The organism is Pseudomonas sp. CFII64 (genome assembly GCF_000416235.1).
GTDB lineage: Bacteria > Pseudomonadota > Gammaproteobacteria > Pseudomonadales > Pseudomonadaceae > Aquipseudomonas.
Map to the genome: position 1 here is coordinate 63,872 of NZ_ATLO01000051.1, position 17,322 is coordinate 81,193.

A 17,322-nucleotide genomic window follows, 5' to 3' on the forward strand; every position below is an offset into this window, starting at 1 on the left:
GCAGATTAATCCGATATCCGCGCAACCTACGAGACGCTGCACGGTCGTAATGGCAGCTATTTATAGATCGAAGGCAATCCAATGAGCTCTGATGCAGAAAATGTCGTACTCATCGTCGAAGACGAACCGCTGATTTTAATGCTGCTCGCTGATTATCTATCAGGCGAGGGCTATCGCGTGTTGCAGGCGGAAAATGGCGAGCAAGCATTTGAAATACTGGCGACCAAGCCCCACCTCGATCTGATGATTACCGATTATCGGCTGCCAGGCGGGATTTCCGGCGTGATGATTGCCGAGCCGGCGGTCAAACTGCGGCCTGAACTGAAGGTCATTTTTATCAGCGGTTATCCCGCGGAAATTCTTGATTCCGGCAGCCCGATTGCGCTCAAGGCTCCGATCCTCGCCAAGCCGTTCACCATGGACAGTTTGCATTCCCAGATTCAAAGCCTGCTTTCCTGAGAAACTGTGTCGTGATGACGCCACTGACGGTCAGGTCAATGGCGTCGAAAGGCCCGCGTGTCAGGCTTCAATCATTTCCCGAACCTTGGCCGTCAAATGATCGAAGGCGAACGGTTTGGTGATCATTTGCATGCCGTCATCGAGGAAGCCTGCACGCACGGCGGCGTGCTCGGCATAGCCGGTAATGAACAGCACCTTGAGCCCCGGTCGCAGTTGGCGCCCGATTTCAGCCAGCTGCCGCCCGTTCATGCCGGGAAGGCCGACGTCACTGATCAATAGATCGATGCGCTGCGCGGACTCCAGGATAGGCACTGCGGCATCAGCCGCCCCGGCAACCACGAACTGATAACCCAACTCGCTGAGCACCTCACTGACCAGCGCACGGACCGCCGGATCATCTTCGACGATCAATACCGTCTCGCCAGCATTTGCCTGGGTGGCGTTGGGTTCAAAAGCAAGATCATCCTGGATTTGCTCGCCCTTGAAACGCGGCAGGAACAACTGCACCGTCGTGCCTTTGCCTACTTCACTCTTGATCGACACGTGACCATGGGACTGCTTGCTGAACCCGTAGATCATCGACAGCCCAAGCCCGGTGCCCTGACCGATGGGCTTGGTGGTGAAGAACGGGTCGAAGGCGCGGCTGATGACTGTCTCCGGCATGCCGTAACCGGTGTCGCTGACGCTGAGCACCACGTAGTCGCCGGGCAGCAGATTCTCATGGGCATCGGTAAACGACCGGTCCAGGCGCTGATTGAAGGTTTCGACCAACAGCAGGCCACCGTCGGGCATGGCGTCACGCGCGTTCAACACCAGGTTGAGCAGGGCGCTTTCCAGTTGATTCGGGTCAGCCTCGGCGGTCCACAATTGTTCATTGAGGCGCATTTCCAGGCGGATGCTTTCATTGAGGCTGCGGTGGATCAGCTCGCCCATGGAGTTGACCAGCTGATTCATTTGTACCGGCTTGGAATCCAGTGACTGCCGACGGGAAAAGGCCAGCAAGCGGTGGGTCAGGGCGGCGGCACGGTTGGCCGAGGTCACACCCAGATCGATCAGGCTGTCCAGGTCTTCGGTGCGCCCTCGGGCCAGGCGCCTGCGCAGCAACTCCAGACTGCCGATGATCCCGGTCAGCATGTTGTTGAAGTCGTGAGCAATACCGCCAGTCAGCTGCCCGACTGCTTCCATCTTTTGCGACTGGCGCAGCACTTCTTCGTTATGGCGCAGTTGCGAGGTGCGCTCTTCAACCTGCTGTTCCAGTGTTTCGTTCAGGCGTCGCAACTCGGCTTCGGCCTGCTTGCGCTCAGTGATGTCAGACGTCACGCCCGCCAGTGAACTGACCCTGCCGTTTTTGGCCCGGATTGCTCTGGCGCGGACATCAACCCAATTCAAGGAACCATCAGGCCACACGTTGCGATACTCGATGATGAAGTCGTCGCCTGAATCGAGACTGCGCTGCAGGGCCGACTGCATGCGCGGTTGATCTTCGGCGTAAACCGAGTCCAGCCAATCGGCATAAGCGAAAGTGTCCCCTTCGTCCCGGCCATAATGCGACCTGCTGATGGCCGAGCAGGTCAGGGTCAGAAACTCCGCTTCCAGCTGCCATGAACCTAACCTGCCCGCTTTCAGGGCGTTTTGCAGGCGTTGCTCGCTTTCCAGCAGGTCTTCCATGCGTGCCCGGGCTTCGTACTGACGACGACGGCCTCGAACCGCCGTCGTGACCAGGCTGACCAGGGTTGCGGGGTGGAAAGGGCGTTCAAGGAAGGTTACGTTGCCCAGCAGCGCACCCAGATACGCCGACGAGTTATGTTCAGGCCCGCCATGGTGCGTCAGCAGGACAATAGGAATGTCGGACCAGGCAGGCTGGCACTTGAGCGTTTCAAGCAGCATGCTGATGTCGGCGCCGCGCAGCGCCTCGTCGGCAATGATCGCCATGCCTGCCCCCGAACTGAGTTCCTTGCTCAGTTCGACAAGATTAGGGGTCGCCATCGCGGGAAATCCGGCTTCCTGCAACAGCGCCAATGCGATCTGGCTGTCACGTCCACGCGGGGCGAGAATGATCGCCCGCTCCGAAAATAGACCTGGCGTACTCACACCTCATCGTCCGGCAATAACGGCTTGTTCTCGCCAAAGTAGTGAGGAACACCGCGCAACACACCCTGGAAGGCCTCGAGCGGAGCGCCGATTTTAAGGCCGTTGCTGCTGATGCGGTATTCGCGGATGGTCGATTCGTGAGTGCCGGTGCGTTTCTTGATGATTGAAATCGCGCGGCGTACCTGCCCCGTGGCTTCGAAATAACGCAGCAGAATCACGGTGTCGGCCAGATAAGTGATGTCGACCGGTGCGCGCATGTCGCCCACCAGCCCATGTTGTGCCACGGTCATGAACGTCGATGCACCCTGACGGTTGAGATAGAGCAACAGCTCATGCATGTGCAGCACCAGTGCGTTCTCTTCAGGCATCGCCGCCTGATAGCCGTTGATGCTATCGATCACAACGGTCTTGATCTGCTTCTTGTCCACGCAGCTGCGCACCCGATGGGCGAACTCGCCTGGCGACAGTTCAGCCGCATCCACTTGTTCGATCAGCAGATTGCCGGTTTCCTGCAAGGCAACCAGGTCGATACCCAGCTTGTTCATGCGGTTGAACAGCAAGCCCATTTCTTCATCGAAGATAAACAGGCCGACACGTTCGCCCCGCGCTACCGCAGCCGCAGCGAAGACCATGGAGATAAGCGATTTACCGGTACCGGCCGGGCCGAGGATCAAGGTACTGGAGCCGCTGTCGATGCCGCCACCCAGCAGCGAATCCAGTTCGACGATGCCGCTGGAGACGACTTCTCGCTTGTACTGGTTGCGATGCTCGGCAGCCACCAGCCTTGGAAACACGTGAATGCCGTCGGCCATGATCGTGAAATCGTGGAACCCGCCTCGGTACTTCTGCCCGCGATATTTCACGACGCGCAAACGACGACGTTCGGCGCCGTAGTTGGGATTGAGTTCTTCAAGGCGAATCACGCCGTGGGCAACACTGTGCACAGTCTTGTCCAGTGCTTCAGTGGTCAGGTCGTCGAGCAGCAAGACAGTTGCGTCAAAGCGCGCGAAGTAATGTTTGATGGAAAGAATCTGCCGACGGTAGCGCAAGGAGCTCTGCGCCAACAGGCGAATCTCCGACAGGCTGTCAATCACCACCCGGGTCGGCTTGACGCGTTCGACCACTTCGAAAATCTGCCGCGTGGCTTCGCCCAATTCCAGGTCCGAAGAATACAGCAGACTCTGATGATTCTCTGCGTTGAGCAGGCTTTCCGGTGGCGTCAGTTCGAAAATGACAATGTTTTTACCCAGCTCCCAGCCGTGGGACATTGCGCCTTCACGCAACTCACGGTCGGTTTCCGAAAGCGTGATGTACAGGCAAACTTCGCCCGCTAGCGCACCTGCCTGAAGAAAATGCAACGCTACGGTGGTCTTACCTGTTCCGGGTTCTCCTTCGAGGAGAAACACATGACGTCGAGACAGACCTCCAGAAAGAATGTCGTCCAGACCCACGATGCCGGTTGCTGCTTTTGATGTGATCAAAAATCGCCCTCTCGCGACCTGAGAAAATTTAGCGCGATGCTGCAGGGTGCCGGTTGGCTGGCAGGACCGCGTACTGCTTGTAGCGTGAAGATCGGCTACTTGATACTGGACCGCTGCGGGAATCGGCGGTTCACAATTTCGCCTGATAGCTTCGCCTTTTTCCACGCAACCAACGCCGCTGCAGGTCCTGGAAATGGCGCAACCACCGCCTTACGAGCGGTCATTAACCCTTGTTATAGTCTGTCGGCTGACGCTGCGCCGTCGGCAACAATAAAAATCACCCTTCAAGGAGTCACTCGTGCCCGACTATCAAGCATTTGTCGTTGAGGTCAACGAGCACATCGCTCATGTGCAGATCAATCGACCGGACAAGGTCAATGCCATGGACGCGGCGTTCTGGTCCGAAATCATCGAGATATTCCAGTGGGTCGACGACACCGATGACGTACGGGTGGTAGTGCTCAGCGGTGCGGGAAAACACTTTTCCTCAGGCATCGACTTGATGATGCTCGCGTCGCTGGCCAACGAGCTGGGCAAAGACGTCGGGCGTAACGCGCGCACCCTGCGACGCACGATCCTGCGGCTACAGGCATCCTTCAGCGCCGTCGATAACTGCCGCAAACCCGTGTTGGCAGCGATTCAGGGCTACTGCCTGGGCGGGGCCATCGACCTGATTTCCGCGTGCGATATGCGCTATGCAGCTGAAGATGCGAAATTCGCCATTCGTGAGATAGACATGGGCATGGCGGCGGATGTCGGCACCTTGCAACGTCTGCCGCGCATCATCGGCGACGGCATGATGCGTGAACTCGCCTATACCGGGCGCACCGTTCTGGCCCAGGAAGCGCAGCGCATCGGCCTGGTCAATAAAACCTTCGAGGATCTGCCGGCGTTGCTGGAAGGCGTGTTCGCCATCGCCCGTGAAATAGCCTCCAAGTCCCCGATTGCAATTGCCGGTACCAAGGAAATGATCACCTACATGCGCGACCACCGGATCGATGACGGTCTCGAACACGTTGCTATCTGGAACGCTGCCATGCTGCAATCAGCGGATCTGAAGCTGGCCATGGTTGCGCACATGAGCAAGCAGAAACCGATATTCGAGAATTGAGTGAAGGGAGGGTTCCATGACAAGCCTTAAACGCTGGAGTACCGCTGTGCTGGATACCGAGGTAACGGGCGGCTGGGCGGTGGTCAATGGCGAGCAAGGTTTCCTGCTGGACGACAACGGCGTGATGTTTCCCCGCGCATGGCTGAAAAGCCAGGACCTGCCGGTGATTGGCGAACACGGTATTGGTCACTTTGATGGCGAACCGGTGTTCGTCCTGGTGCTCAAGGGCACGGTGGAAATCGACGGTTGTCGCTGGCAGGGGCTTCGGCAGTTCATGCTGGAGGGCGATTTCGCTGTCTTTCAGAAGCTCGGCTATGCGGCGCAGATCAGCACCTGGGCGCGTGAGCATCGTTATTGCGGGAGTTGCGGGCGGCCCACGCAGCAAGTGCCGGGCGAGCGAGCAATGTACTGCGAGCATGACAACCTGCGGTTCTATCCGCGCATCTCACCGAGCATGATCGTCTTGATCACGCGAGGTGACGAAGTGCTCCTGGCGCGTTCGCCGCGCTTCGTTACCGGCGTCTATAGCACCCTGGCGGGTTTTGCCGAACCGGGAGAGTCGGTGGAAGACTGCGTGCATCGGGAGGTCATGGAAGAGGTGCAGCTCAAGATCAAGGACATCGTTTATATGGGCAGCCAATGCTGGCCGTTTCCCCATTCGATGATGCTGGGTTTCCACGCGCAATACGAAAGCGGCGACATCGTGCCTCAGGCCGACGAAATCGAAGATGCCCGCTGGTTCAGCATCCACGATCTGCCGGCGCTGCCCGCCAGCCGCTCTATCGCCCGCTACCTGATCGATTCGTATGTGGCGCGGCGTTTAGGCACCGCCGAACCAGTGTTGCCAGGCTAGGCGAACGGTCAACCCCAGGACGACGGTGATGAATACCGGGCGGATGAATTTTGCACCGCCCTTGATCGCACTTTTGGCCCCGAAATGGGCACCTGCCATGACTGCCACGCCCATCGTCAGGCCTATCGGCCAATCCACCTGACCGGAAAAGATGAATACCGACAGCGCGGCGGCGTTGCTGACGAAGTTCATGCTGCGCGCCACGCCGCTGGCCTTGACCAGATCCAGCGGGTAGATCAACAAACTGCTGACCGTCCAGAAAGCGCCGGTGCCGGGGCCAGCCACGCCGTCGTAGAAGCCCAGACCCAGGCCTTGGGGCAGCTGCCACTTCTTTTTGATCGGGGCATTGCTGTCCAGCGGCGCCTTGGGCGTACCACCGAACAGAAGATACAAGCCGCAGCCGAACACGATCACCGGCAGCATCTGGTTCAACCATTCAGCGGGCAAGTAATGCGCCACCACCGCGCCGATCACTGCGCCGACAGCAGTCCCCACCAAGGCATGCACCCATTGGCGGGGATCGAACAGGTTGCGCCGATAAAACGTGAAGCTGGCGACACCTGAACCAAAAGTGGAACTGAGTTTGTTGGTGCCCAAGACCAGATGCGGCGGCAAACCGGCGGTCATTAGCGCCGGCACGGTCAGCAGGCCACCGCCACCGGCGATGGCGTCAATGAATCCGGCAACAAAGGCAACAACGGCGAGCACCGCCAGGGTAGTCAGGTCAACACTGAATTCAAATGGCATGGGGAAGGGCTTATAGGGCAGTTGGCGCAGAAAAGGCTGCGTCAGAAGCCGCGCATCTTAACCCCAAGCCGTTTCCATGTCAGGTTGCGTTCGGGCTCAGGACAGAAATCCGCCGTCCACATTCAGCGCGACGCCTGTGGTGTAACTGGACGCCTCGCTGGCCAGGTACAGCACTGCGCCCGCCATTTCGCTGGGCGCGGCCACTCGTTTGAGCGGGATCTGCTGCAAGGCCATATTCAGGATCGCATCGTTCTTGACCAGTGCCGAAGCAAATTTGGTATCGGTAAGACCGGGCAGCAGCGCATTGCAGCGAATGCCAAACGGCGCGCATTCCTTGGCGAACACCTTGGTCATGTTGATGACGGCGGCCTTGGTCACCGAATAGATGCCCTGGAACACACCGGGAGAAACCCCGTTGATCGAGGCGACATTGATAATGCTGCCGCCGCCACCTTCGCGCATCAATTTTCCCGCTTCGACCGACATGAAAAAATAGCCGCGAATATTCACGTCTACAGTCTTCTGGAAGGCACTCAGGTCAGTGTCCAGCACATTGCAGAACTGCGGATTGGTCGCCGCATTGTTGACCAGAATGTCCAGGCGCCCGAACTGTTCGCGTATTTGAGCAAACACTGCGTTGATCTGCTCCATTTCGCCGATGTGGCAGGCAATCGCTGTGGCCTGGCCGCCATCGGCAATGATCGCATCGGCAACTTGCTGGCAGCCGTCGATCTTGCGACTGGAGACGATGACGTGGGCGCCTTGCTGGGCGAGCAGTTTGGCGATGGCCTCGCCGATGCCTCGGCTGGCGCCGGAAACAAAGGCGATCTTGCCGTCGAGGTCGAACAGTTGGGTCTTGGACATGTCGTGTTCCTGTCAGCGGGTGGCTGTCAAAGTGTGGAGCGGCTAATGACCTGCAGGCTCATCTGCTCCAGCAGCTTGTTCATGTGGATGAACTGCGCGAAACGTTTGTCCTGAGTCTGGCCATGGAAGAAACGGTAGTAAATCTGCTGGACGATACCGGCCAGGCGGAACAGGCCGTAGGTGTAATAGAAATCGAAGTTGTCGATGGGGATGCCGGCGCGTTCGGCGTAATAGTCGACAAACTCCTGGCGTGTGAGCATGCCGGGGGCGTGGCTGGGCTGACGCCGCATGAGCTGGACCGCTGCCGGGTCGCCAGCTTCGATCCAGTACGCCAGGGTATTGCCCAGGTCCATTAACGGATCGCCCAGCGTCGTGAGTTCCCAATCCAGCACGCCAATGATGTTCATCGGGTTGGTGGGATCCAGCAGCACGTTATCGAAGCGATAATCGTTGTGCACGATGGCCGGGACGGGATGGTCCGCCGGCATTTTGTCGACCAGCCAGGCCTTGACCACGTCCCATTGCGGCGCGTCGGGGGTGCGGGCCTTGTCATAGCGTTCGCTCCAGCCGTGGATCTGGCGCTGCACGTAACCCTGAGGCTTGCCCAGGTCGCCCAGACCGCACGCCTGATAATCAACGCGATGCAATTGCACCAGCCTGTCGATGAAATTCTTGCACAGGGCTTGGGTCTGTCCGGCATCCAGGCCCAGCTCTGGCGGCAGATCCGAGCGTAGAATGATGCCGTCGATGCGCTCCATCACGTAAAACTCAGAGCCGATCAGCGACTCATCGGTGCAATGTACGTACGCTTTAGGGCAGTAGGGAAAGGCGTCCTTGAGTTGATTGATAATGCGGTACTCGCGCCCCATGTCGTGGGCTGACCTGGCCTTTTGCCCGAAGGGCGGGCGTCGTAATACGAGTTCCTGCTCAGGGTATCGGATCAGATACGTGAGATTGGAGGCTCCGCCAGGAAACTGGCTGATCTTCGCGGTGCCGCTGAGGCCGGGGATCTGCGCCTTCAGATAGGAATCGATCAGCGCGGCGTCGAGTTCTTCACCGGGGCGGATGTCTGTGGACTGGTCAGTAAGCGCCATGTTTATCCCTTGTGCTTATTATGGTGCGGGCAAATCATTGACTAAACGAATGTAGCTCACAAGCCGAAAACCGTCTTATCTACCTGGGTGTTGCTGCCCGATCATTGGTTTTGATTGCCCGCTCAGCAGGGCATGGGAAAGCAGCAGGCATAAAAAAACCGAAGCCTTTCGGCTCCGGTTTTGGGCATGGTGCGGCAATCAGGCCGGGAACAGCTCGCTCAGCTTCATTGCCAACATCATGTCGCCTTCAGCGCGCAGCTTGCCGCCCATGAAAGCCTGCATGCCATCGGTCTCGCCGCTGACGATGCCTTGCAGGGTTTCGCCGTCCATGACCAGTGTGACTTGGGCGTCCGGGTTTTCGCCTTCCTGCAGCTCGCAGGTGCTGTCCTTGACGATCAGCGAAAAATTCTTGGTGTCGTCGATACGGAAACCGAAAACCAGGTCCAGGCCTGCAGCGGCAGCAGGGTTGAACTTGGCTTTCATTGCTTGTACGGCGTCGGCTACAGAGGTCATGGTTCGATCCTTATTGTGTTGATATCGGTGTCCCGAAGAACAGGTTTGACCGGGCTCAGCGGTAAGTGATGAGTTCCGGCGTGTTCAACAGTTGCAAATGAGCATGGCTGTTGAAAGAAGCCAAAGCCACCTCGCGGCCACGAAACTTGAGCTGGTTGAGCGAGGTGTTGACGATTTGCCAGTTGAGTTCAAATGCCTGCGGCGCAGGTATCTGGGTAATCAGATGCAGCAGGGCGGTAATGGTGCCGCCGGAAGTGAAGACTGCGATGCGCTGGTTCGGTCCGGCGCTTTCAAGAATGGCCAGCAGCCCGGCCTCGACCTGGGCGACGAAAGCCCACCAGCTTTGCAGGCCGTCAACGTCGTAGTTGCCACTGAGCCAGCGGCCGATAATCAGCGCAAACAATCGTTGAAACTCACTGCGGTGCCCGGCGGGATTGCGCATCACAGACAACGCTTCGGGTTCGTCAGCAAGCATGGCCGGGAGCAGGGCGCGAATCACCGCATTGGCATCGAATTCATCGAATGCGCGGTCAATTTCCAGGCGCGGGATCGGCAAATCAAGCGCCGTGAACTGAGCCAGCGCAGCTTCTGCGGTGTGCTGTTGTCGACGCAGGCCACCCGCTATGCAGCGGTCGAAACTCACACCCGTTTGAGCGAGATGCTTGCCCAGAACCTGAGCCTGATGAATTCCGATGGGCGACAGCACGTCATAGTCGTCTGCGCCGAACGAAGCCTGGCCATGTCGTATCAAATAGATGCTGCCCACGTCCGCTTCGTCCCGGTACGTTGAAAGTTTTGCGAGGTTATGAGGATGCCCAGAGCGTGTCAATAAAAAAACATACGCTTGTTTGAATGAGTGTGTCGTGCGCGGTCACAACGTCCGGCTGGTCGGCGCCTGACTGCGCCGGTATGCTTGAACGATCCGCCGCCCTTGCTTGGAAAGGGCGCAATCCATGTGAGGAGTATCTGTGGAGTTTCTAGCCGATTACGCCAGTTTCCTGGCCAAAACGGTCACCCTGGTCGTCGCTATCGTTGTGGTTCTGGTCGCCATCGCTTCCATGCGCGGCAAAGGTCGACGCCGTTCTGCCGGGCAGCTGCAAGTCACCAAACTCAATGATTTCTACAAAGGCCTGCGTGAGCGCCTTGAGCAATCGCTGCTCGACAAAGAGCGGGTCAAGGCTTTGCGCAAGGAGCAGGCCAAGGCACTCAAGAAAGACAAGAAGGGCCAGAAGTCGAGCGAACCCAAGCCTCGGGTCTACGTCATGGATTTCGACGGCGACATCAAGGCTTCGGCTACGGAAAGCATGCGTCATGAGATCACCGCGCTGCTCACCCTGGCCACTGACAAGGACGAAGTCGTCCTGCGTCTGGAAAGCGGCGGCGGCATGGTCCACAGCTACGGGCTGGCGTCCTCGCAACTGGCGCGTATCCGTCAGGCAGGTATTCCGCTGACCATCTGTATCGATAAAGTCGCTGCCAGCGGCGGCTACATGATGGCGTGCATCGGTAACAAGATCATCAGCGCCCCGTTCGCGATTCTGGGCTCCATCGGCGTGGTGGCCCAACTGCCTAACGTCAATCGTTTGCTGAAGAAACACGATATCGATTTTGAAGTCCTGACGGCGGGCGAGTACAAACGCACCTTGACCGTGTTCGGCGAAAACACCGAGAAAGGCCGTGAAAAGTTCCAGGAAGACCTGGACATCACCCACGACCTGTTCAAGAACTTCGTGGCGCGCTATCGCCCGCAACTGGCTATTGATGAAGTGGCTACTGGTGAAGTCTGGCTGGGTATGGCAGCGCTGGATAATCAGCTGGTCGATGAACTGAAGACCAGTGACGAGTATCTTTCCGAGCGTGCCAAAACCGCCGAGGTGTTCCACCTGCACTATGTGCAGCGCAAAAGCTTGCAGGAGCGCGTCGGTCTCGCGGCGACCGGGTCGGTAGACCGCTTGCTGTTGAGCTGGTGGAGTCGCCTGACTCAGCAGCGCTTCTGGTAATACCTGTTGGTTGTACGCGTCACATCCAGCGCTTGTTGTCGTTACTGACAGCAGGCGTTTTTTTATGAGCCGGATGCGGTAATTATTAGGGCTTTTTACCGGAAGGGCGTTGATAGGCTGTCAGCCATTTTTTGCAATAAGGAGATTGCAGCCCATGTCTGACGCCGCTATTGACCCGTATCTCAATCCTCTTCTGGATGCATTTGTTACCGCCCACGGCGCGATTGCCAAAAGCCCGGCAACGTATGCGCGGCAAGTGATCAAAGCCTATATAAAAGACAGATATCAGCAGGATATTGAACCTGATGATGTTCGACTCAATACCTTCATTTATTCTGACGTGCGCGGCTCAGGCTCGTATCCCGCAATATTGCACAGGTCGTTGTCGCTGACTGACGCGTTACTGGGCAAATGGCATGAACATCTCTCCGGATTCAGCGGCCTTGGTGCTGTGCGGCACTACCGTCCTGGTGGCATAGCCCTGCATCTTGTCCCGTCGTTGAGTATGTATTTCACCCCATTGGTCTACGAAGGGTTATACCGGCGACGTGAGCCGCAGACCTATGACGCGGACACTCATGTCAATATCAATCCCGCCGAAATAAAGCAATTTATCTGGGCCACTGATCTGCGACATCAGTACATGGCCAACCTGAACACCTTCATCGACGCCCACTCGCGGCACTATCCGGTATTGGCAAAAGCAGCCTTTCTCAAAGCGGCATTTTTGCAACGGGGCGAAAACAGCCTGTTGGAAATGGATAAACAGCTGGTACTTGAAAGTCTCGGGTTGCCGGTTTCACAGCAGTGGCAGGCGCTGACGCCGGAGTTACTGGAAGCGGCGGTGCCCATTCATAAAAACGTAGTTATCGCGCCGCTCAAGGTCCATCGCTATAGCGCCACCGACGCATTGGTCATCAAGGACGTACAGACTGGCCGCGTGGTGCTCTACGTGCCCGGTAACTCTTCACCTCTTCACGGTTTCGAGAATGAGCGGCAACTTGCACAGTGGGTGGCAGAGCAGTGCCGCGATGTGCTCAAACGCAGGTCATTCGAAGGTCATTTTCCGGAAATGAACGACTCGGACGGTGTTTTTCTGACCGGTCTGCACAATGCCCTTGAAGGCATTGCGCGGTATCCGCGATGGCTCAACTACGCAACCGGTCTCTGGTCCCCCGAACACTGCGTTCATTCGGGCAGCAAAATCCATGGCGATCCGTTTGTATTTCTGCGCGATCGTGTGATGCAGCGATTGCGCTCCGATGCGAAGTTCAGCATCCATACCCGAGGCGACGCTCGTCTCGAAGGGTTTGCCGAAGGACTGAACAGAAGCCTGATTTTTACCGGAGTGGTGGCCTTGATCGTCCCTGAAGCAATCCCCTTGGTGGCAGCGCTGTCTGTTTCCTTGATCGGGGTTGGCACTGCGCAGGTGACAGGCGGCAGAACGTTGCACGAGCGGCAATTAGGCGGACAGCGTTTGGTTTTCGGGTTGTTGAATGCAGTGCCGCTGGCCGTTGAAAAGCTGGCAGCGGCAATTGGCGATGCGACAGCGGCCGCCGAAGACGTCGAGGTGCTCAGACCGCAACCGTGGCTTGAGACGGAGCAGACTTCCAATGCAAGGCTCGACAGAGTTATCCGCCCCAGATTCGAATACGCGCCGACGAACCTGCGATCACTGGACGCGCGGCTGCGTAAATCATTAAGGAGTTTCGAAGCTCCGACAGCCTCAGTGCAAGGTCAGCCAACCATTCACGGGCCGAACGGGATGCTCGACATCTACCACCGCGACGGCCGTTATTTCGTGGCTTTGCACGACAAGGCCTACGAAGTCCGCTGGGAGCAGCCTGCGCGGCAATGGCGAATCACTGACGCAAACGGCAAGTCAGGTCCTTTTGTTAAACAACAGGAAAATGACCAATGGGATATCGATATAGGCGGACTGAAAGGCGGAATGGACGGTGATCAGGTCGTTCCAGGCGGCCCGGCGGCGGCGACAGGGCCGTCACTGCATGAGCAAGTCGGCAGGCTGTATCCCGGATTTACACCGGATCAGAGCGCAGAGTTTCTTGCAGAGCTTCGTGCCAATGGCACGTCCCTCGAAATTCAGCTCGAGCGTTTGTCCATGGAATTCAAGTCCCTTGAGCGCGTCCTGGAGCGCTGGGCCAAAGGACCGGTGACGTGGCGAGCGGTGACCGACACTCATTCGGTGCCTATTTCAGAGCTGGCCCGGCGGCAAGCGGCCGATATCATCAAGCGCTGCTGGCTACGACAGACCCCGGTGGACGGTCCGGTAGCGCTGCGCCTGGAAGGGTATGTGCTCGACCTGCATGGCATCGCCATGGGTGATCTGCCGTATCTGCCAGCGAATTTCAGCCATGTCACGGCGGTCAATCTGTCGCGCACTTATATCTCCCAGCAAAGTGCCAGCGAACTGCTCGGCAAGACCCCGAATCTGCGCTGGCTGAACATCGAAAACAATTTTTTGCGCGATGTGCCGACCGGTGTCGCAGGCTTGAGACACCTTACGCGTCTGACCCTGGCCAATAACCGAATCGTCCTTACGCCATTCACGCGGGACCTGTTGCGGCCCCTGCGAACATTGCGCCTGCTGAATCTGGAGCGTAACCCGCTAGGTGAGTTACTGGATGTGAGATCGATGACGCAACTGGTCAATCTGTTTCTGCGCAGTACCGGTATCGAACAGGTGCCGGCGGGCGTTTTCAACCTCCCAGAGCTGGTGGCGATTGATCTGAGGAACAACCGACTTGTCGCGCTCCCTGACGAGTTTTTCGACAACCCGGGCGCGGCGCACCATACGCTGCTTGATGGCAACCCGCTGTCCGTGGGTACGCGGGCGCGTATTGCCCAGATAGGCGGGCCGTCGGTTGCCGTCCAGCCCACCGAAGGGGTGGATGTGTGGCTGCAGCGCACGCCTGCGCTGGGCCGAGTACACAGGCGGGGCTTGTGGCAGCTATTCGAGGCTGAAGAAAATGTTGATGATTTCTTCGAGTTGCTGGCGCGCTTGCGTAGTTCTGCCGACTTCAACCTGACCCCCGAAGCCGTGACCGAGCGTGTCTGGCAGCTTATGGAAGCGGGGGCTGAAGATCAGGCCCTGCGCAGCCGGTTGGTAGGCATGGCCGCCAACCCGCAAACCTGCGTGGATGGCGTCACTGTGATGTTCAGCAACATGGAACTCGAAGTCATGGTCACCAAGGCCCGTGCGCTGGCGGTGAACGGGCATGAGGGGCCACAACTGCTGAAGTTGCTGCGCGGTTTGTTTCGTCTGGAAGAAGTGGACGGTATTGCCCGGCTCGATGCGGCAGGTCGAGCCGGGTTTACCGAGGACGTTGAGGTATTGCTGGCATACCGCGTAGGACTGGTCAGCCGCCTGGAACTGCCGTTAAGCACGCGAACGATGCAATTTTCAACGTCGGCTGGAGTTACCGAAGAAATGCTTAACCGGGCGGCGCAGCGCGTACTCGCCAGCGAAAGTCCGGCAGCGCTGGTGAGTTTCGCCCTGAAGCGGGAATTCTGGGTGAAGTACCTGGAAGAACGCTACCCAGCCGAGTTTGTGGCATGCCGAAGACCCACCGAGTTGCGCATGGATGCTCTGGATGATTTGCAAAGCGAAGGAAGGATGACCGACGGGGCCTACAAGAGTGCTGCTGATGACATTCTGCGGCAGCGTAAGGCCGACGAACACGCCTTGATGCAGCAGTTGACCCAGACCGAGCTGGCTGAAACTCCTGGGGCGAATAGCGTATAACCGTCAGCAAAAAGCCCGGGCCAGTGTTCCTGGTCCGGGCTCTTTATCGGCGGTATCCCGAGTTGTCTACAAGCTTATCGTCTGCGGAACAGCGGCAATGGCTCGTCGGCTGCTGCCTGATACGTCACCGAGAAATCCTTCAGGCCTTCCAGGGCTTCGTAAGGATCTTTATCGGCACGAATCGCGAAGGCATCGAAGCCGCAGCGGCGCATGTAAAACAATTGGTCGCGCAACACATCGCCAATTGCGCGCAGCTCGCCCTTGAAGCCGTAGCGATCACGCAGCAAACGTGCGTTGGAGAAGTTGCGACCGTCGGTAAACGCCGGGAAGTTCAGGGCGATGACTTGGAACTCATTGACGTCATCGCCGATTTCTTCAGCTTCTTCATCGCTGTCCAGCCACACACCCAGGCCGCCATCACGGGCTTTGAGCGCATGGGCGTGCTCACGCCACAACGCCAGCGGCACGATCAGGTCATCGCAGTTGGACAGACCATCCAAGGTCGTGTCCTTGGGCAGCAAGTGCCAGGTTTCGTCGATGACTTCGTTGTTCTTAATGATTCGCTGCATAGACGCGCTCCTTGAAAGGGTCGATACCGATACGCTGGTAGGTATCGATGAATCGCTCGTCTTCGTTACGTTTTTCAACATAGACGTCGATCAGCTTCTCGATCACATCCGGCATCACGTCCTGGGCGAATGACGGGCCGAGAATCTTGCCCAGGCTGGCGTCGCGGCTTGCGCTGCCACCCAATGAAACCTGATAGAACTCTTCGCCTTTCTTGTCCACGCCCAAAATGCCGATATGGCCGACGTGGTGGTGACCACAGGCATTCATGCAACCGGAAATGTTCAGGTCCAGCTCACCGATGTCGAACAGGTAATCCAGGTCGTCGAAACGGCGTTGAATGGATTCGGCAATCGGGATCGACTTGGCATTGGCCAGCGAGCAGAAATCGCCGCCAGGGCAGCAGATGATGTCGGTCAGCAAGCCGATGTTCGGCGTGGCAAAGCCCTGCTCGCGCAGCTCATTCCACATCGTGAACAGTTGCGCCTGCTCGACGTCAGCCAGAATGATGTTCTGCTCGTGGGAAGTGCGCAGCTGGCCGAAGCTGTAGCGGTCGGCCAGATCGGCGATGCCGTCCAGTTGCTTGTCAGTCACGTCACCGGGTGCGACGCCGGTTGGCTTGAGCGACAGGGTTACGGCGGCATAGCCAGGCTTTTTGTGGGCAAGGACGTTACGGGTACGCCAGCGGGCAAAACCGGGATGCTGTTGATCCAGTGCAGCCAGCTCGGCGGATTGATCGCTCAGCGCCTTGTATTCAGGATCAACGAAGTGTTTGGCAACGCGATGCACTTCAGCGTCGGTCAAAGTCGTCTGGCCACCGCGCAGGTGTGCCATTTCCGCGTCGACCTTCTCGGCGAACACCTCAGGCGTCAAGGCCTTGACCAGAATCTTGATCCGAGCCTTGTACTTGTTATCACGACGGCCGTAGCGGTTATAGACCCGCAGGATGGCGTCGAGATAGCTCAGCAGATCCTGCCACGGCAGGAACTCATTGATAAATGCGCCGACAACCGGCGTACGGCCCAGGCCGCCGCCGACCAGAACGCGAAAGCCCAGCTCGCCGGCAGCGTTCAGCACCGGCTCAAGGCCGATATCGTGCACTTCAATGGCAGCGCGGTCAGTGCTGGAACCATTGATGGCGATTTTGAATTTGCGTGGCAAATAAGCGAATTCCGGGTGGAAGGTCGTCCATTGACGGACGATTTCGCACCACGGACGCGGATCCACTACTTCGTCGGCAGCGACGCCAGCGAACTGATCAGTGGTCACGTTGCGCAGGCAGTTGCCGCTGGTCTGGATGGCGTGCATCTGCACAGTGGCCAGTTCAGCCAGGATATCGGGAATGTCTTCCAGCGCCGGCCAGTTGAACTGAACGTTCTGACGGGTGCTGATGTGCGCGTAGCCCTTGTCATAGTCACGGGCTATCTTCGCCATCATGCGCGCCTGACGGGAAGTGAGTTGCCCGTAAGGCACGGCGACACGCAACATCGGCGCAAAGCGCTGGATATAAAGCCCATTTTGCAGGCGCAGCGGACGAAACTCTTCTTCGCTGAGTTCCCCCGCCAGGTAGCGTCGGGTCTGATCACGGAACTGCTTGACGCGGTCCTCGATGATCCGCTGATCGTACTCGTCGTATACGTACATATAGGTCCTGTTCTCAGGCAATAACGGCAAATCTGCGCGCACGGCCGCGCACTCCCAACGGAGCCGAGGGAAGATACCAGTTTGCAGTTATGCGCAAAAGTGAAGTTTGAATATATGCACAGAACCAAAAGT

At 57.9% G+C, this 17,322-nt stretch carries 14 protein-coding genes; 5 read left to right on the top strand and 9 right to left on the bottom strand.

Features of this window, described 5'->3' with window-relative positions; genetic code table 11:
• Window positions 1–81 precede the first annotated feature (81 nt).
• Window positions 82–459 carry a response regulator gene (locus tag CFII64_RS25900; protein WP_020293830.1) on the top strand — a complete coding sequence of 126 codons (378 nt, stop codon included), beginning with the start codon at window positions 82–84 and terminating at the stop codon, window positions 457–459.
• Between the two features lie 60 nt (window positions 460–519).
• On the opposite strand, the gene CFII64_RS25905 is transcribed toward CFII64_RS25900, so the two are convergent.
• Window positions 520–2,550 carry a response regulator gene (locus tag CFII64_RS25905; RefSeq protein WP_020293831.1) on the bottom strand — a complete coding sequence of 677 codons (2,031 nt, stop codon included), beginning with the start codon at window positions 2,548–2,550 and terminating at the stop codon, window positions 520–522.
• The gene (locus tag CFII64_RS25910; RefSeq protein WP_044901698.1) at window positions 2,547–4,031 is read right to left on the bottom strand and encodes an ATPase domain-containing protein; all 1,485 of its coding nucleotides are present in this window, start codon (window positions 4,029–4,031) and stop codon (window positions 2,547–2,549) included. Before CFII64_RS25910 ends, CFII64_RS25905 begins: the two co-directional genes overlap by 4 nt.
• A 298-nt stretch (window positions 4,032–4,329) precedes the next feature.
• Here CFII64_RS25910 and CFII64_RS25915 point away from each other — a divergent pair, with 298 nt between their 5' ends.
• Window positions 4,330–5,142 carry a crotonase/enoyl-CoA hydratase family protein gene (locus CFII64_RS25915; RefSeq protein WP_020293833.1) on the top strand — a complete coding sequence of 271 codons (813 nt, stop codon included), beginning with the start codon at window positions 4,330–4,332 and terminating at the stop codon, window positions 5,140–5,142.
• A 16-nt stretch (window positions 5,143–5,158) separates the two neighbouring features.
• Window positions 5,159–5,995: an NAD(+) diphosphatase gene (nudC, locus tag CFII64_RS25920; protein ID WP_044901699.1), complete on the top strand. Its 837-nt coding sequence runs from the start codon at window positions 5,159–5,161 to the stop codon at window positions 5,993–5,995.
• On the opposite strand, the gene CFII64_RS25925 is transcribed toward nudC, so the two are convergent.
• The 5 genes from CFII64_RS25925 to CFII64_RS25945 all read right to left on the bottom strand — a co-directional run bounded on the left by CFII64_RS25925 (window position 5,963) and on the right by CFII64_RS25945 (window position 9,979).
• Window positions 5,963–6,742, bottom strand: coding sequence for a TSUP family transporter (locus CFII64_RS25925; protein WP_020293835.1), 780 nt, complete (start codon window positions 6,740–6,742; stop codon window positions 5,963–5,965). The genes nudC and CFII64_RS25925 overlap by 33 nt on opposite strands.
• Window positions 6,743–6,838: 96 nt before the next feature.
• Window positions 6,839–7,606 (bottom strand): SDR family oxidoreductase, encoded by a 768-nt coding sequence (locus CFII64_RS25930; protein ID WP_020293836.1) that lies wholly within the window; start codon window positions 7,604–7,606, stop codon window positions 6,839–6,841.
• Window positions 7,607–7,632: 26 nt separating this feature from the next.
• Window positions 7,633–8,700, bottom strand: a complete 1,068-nt coding sequence (locus CFII64_RS25935) for a phosphotransferase family protein (protein WP_020293837.1) — start codon at window positions 8,698–8,700, stop codon at window positions 7,633–7,635.
• A 198-nt stretch (window positions 8,701–8,898) separates the two neighbouring features.
• A complete protein-coding gene (locus CFII64_RS25940; protein WP_020293838.1) occupies window positions 8,899–9,213 on the bottom strand; it encodes an SCP2 sterol-binding domain-containing protein in 315 nt (104 codons plus the stop codon).
• Between the two features lie 55 nt (window positions 9,214–9,268).
• The gene (locus tag CFII64_RS25945; RefSeq protein WP_020293839.1) at window positions 9,269–9,979 is read right to left on the bottom strand and encodes a histidine phosphatase family protein; all 711 of its coding nucleotides are present in this window, start codon (window positions 9,977–9,979) and stop codon (window positions 9,269–9,271) included.
• Window positions 9,980–10,181: 202 nt separating this feature from the next.
• On the opposite strand from CFII64_RS25945, the gene sohB reads away from it, so the two are divergent.
• On the top strand, window positions 10,182–11,213 hold the full coding sequence (sohB, locus tag CFII64_RS25950) for a protease SohB (RefSeq protein ID WP_020293840.1): 1,032 nt from the start codon (window positions 10,182–10,184) through the stop codon (window positions 11,211–11,213).
• A 154-nt stretch (window positions 11,214–11,367) separates the two neighbouring features.
• Window positions 11,368–14,979, top strand: coding sequence for an NEL-type E3 ubiquitin ligase domain-containing protein (locus tag CFII64_RS25955; protein ID WP_020293841.1), 3,612 nt, complete (start codon window positions 11,368–11,370; stop codon window positions 14,977–14,979).
• Window positions 14,980–15,053: 74 nt separating this feature from the next.
• On the opposite strand, the gene CFII64_RS25960 is transcribed toward CFII64_RS25955, so the two are convergent.
• Together CFII64_RS25960 and CFII64_RS25965 are read right to left on the bottom strand one after the other, a co-directional pair.
• A complete protein-coding gene (locus tag CFII64_RS25960) occupies window positions 15,054–15,548 on the bottom strand; it encodes a DUF934 domain-containing protein (RefSeq protein ID WP_020293842.1) in 495 nt (164 codons plus the stop codon).
• A complete protein-coding gene (locus tag CFII64_RS25965) occupies window positions 15,532–17,190 on the bottom strand; it encodes a nitrite/sulfite reductase (RefSeq protein WP_020293843.1) in 1,659 nt (552 codons plus the stop codon). Before CFII64_RS25965 ends, CFII64_RS25960 begins: the two co-directional genes overlap by 17 nt.
• Between the last annotated feature and the right edge of the window lie 132 nt (window positions 17,191–17,322).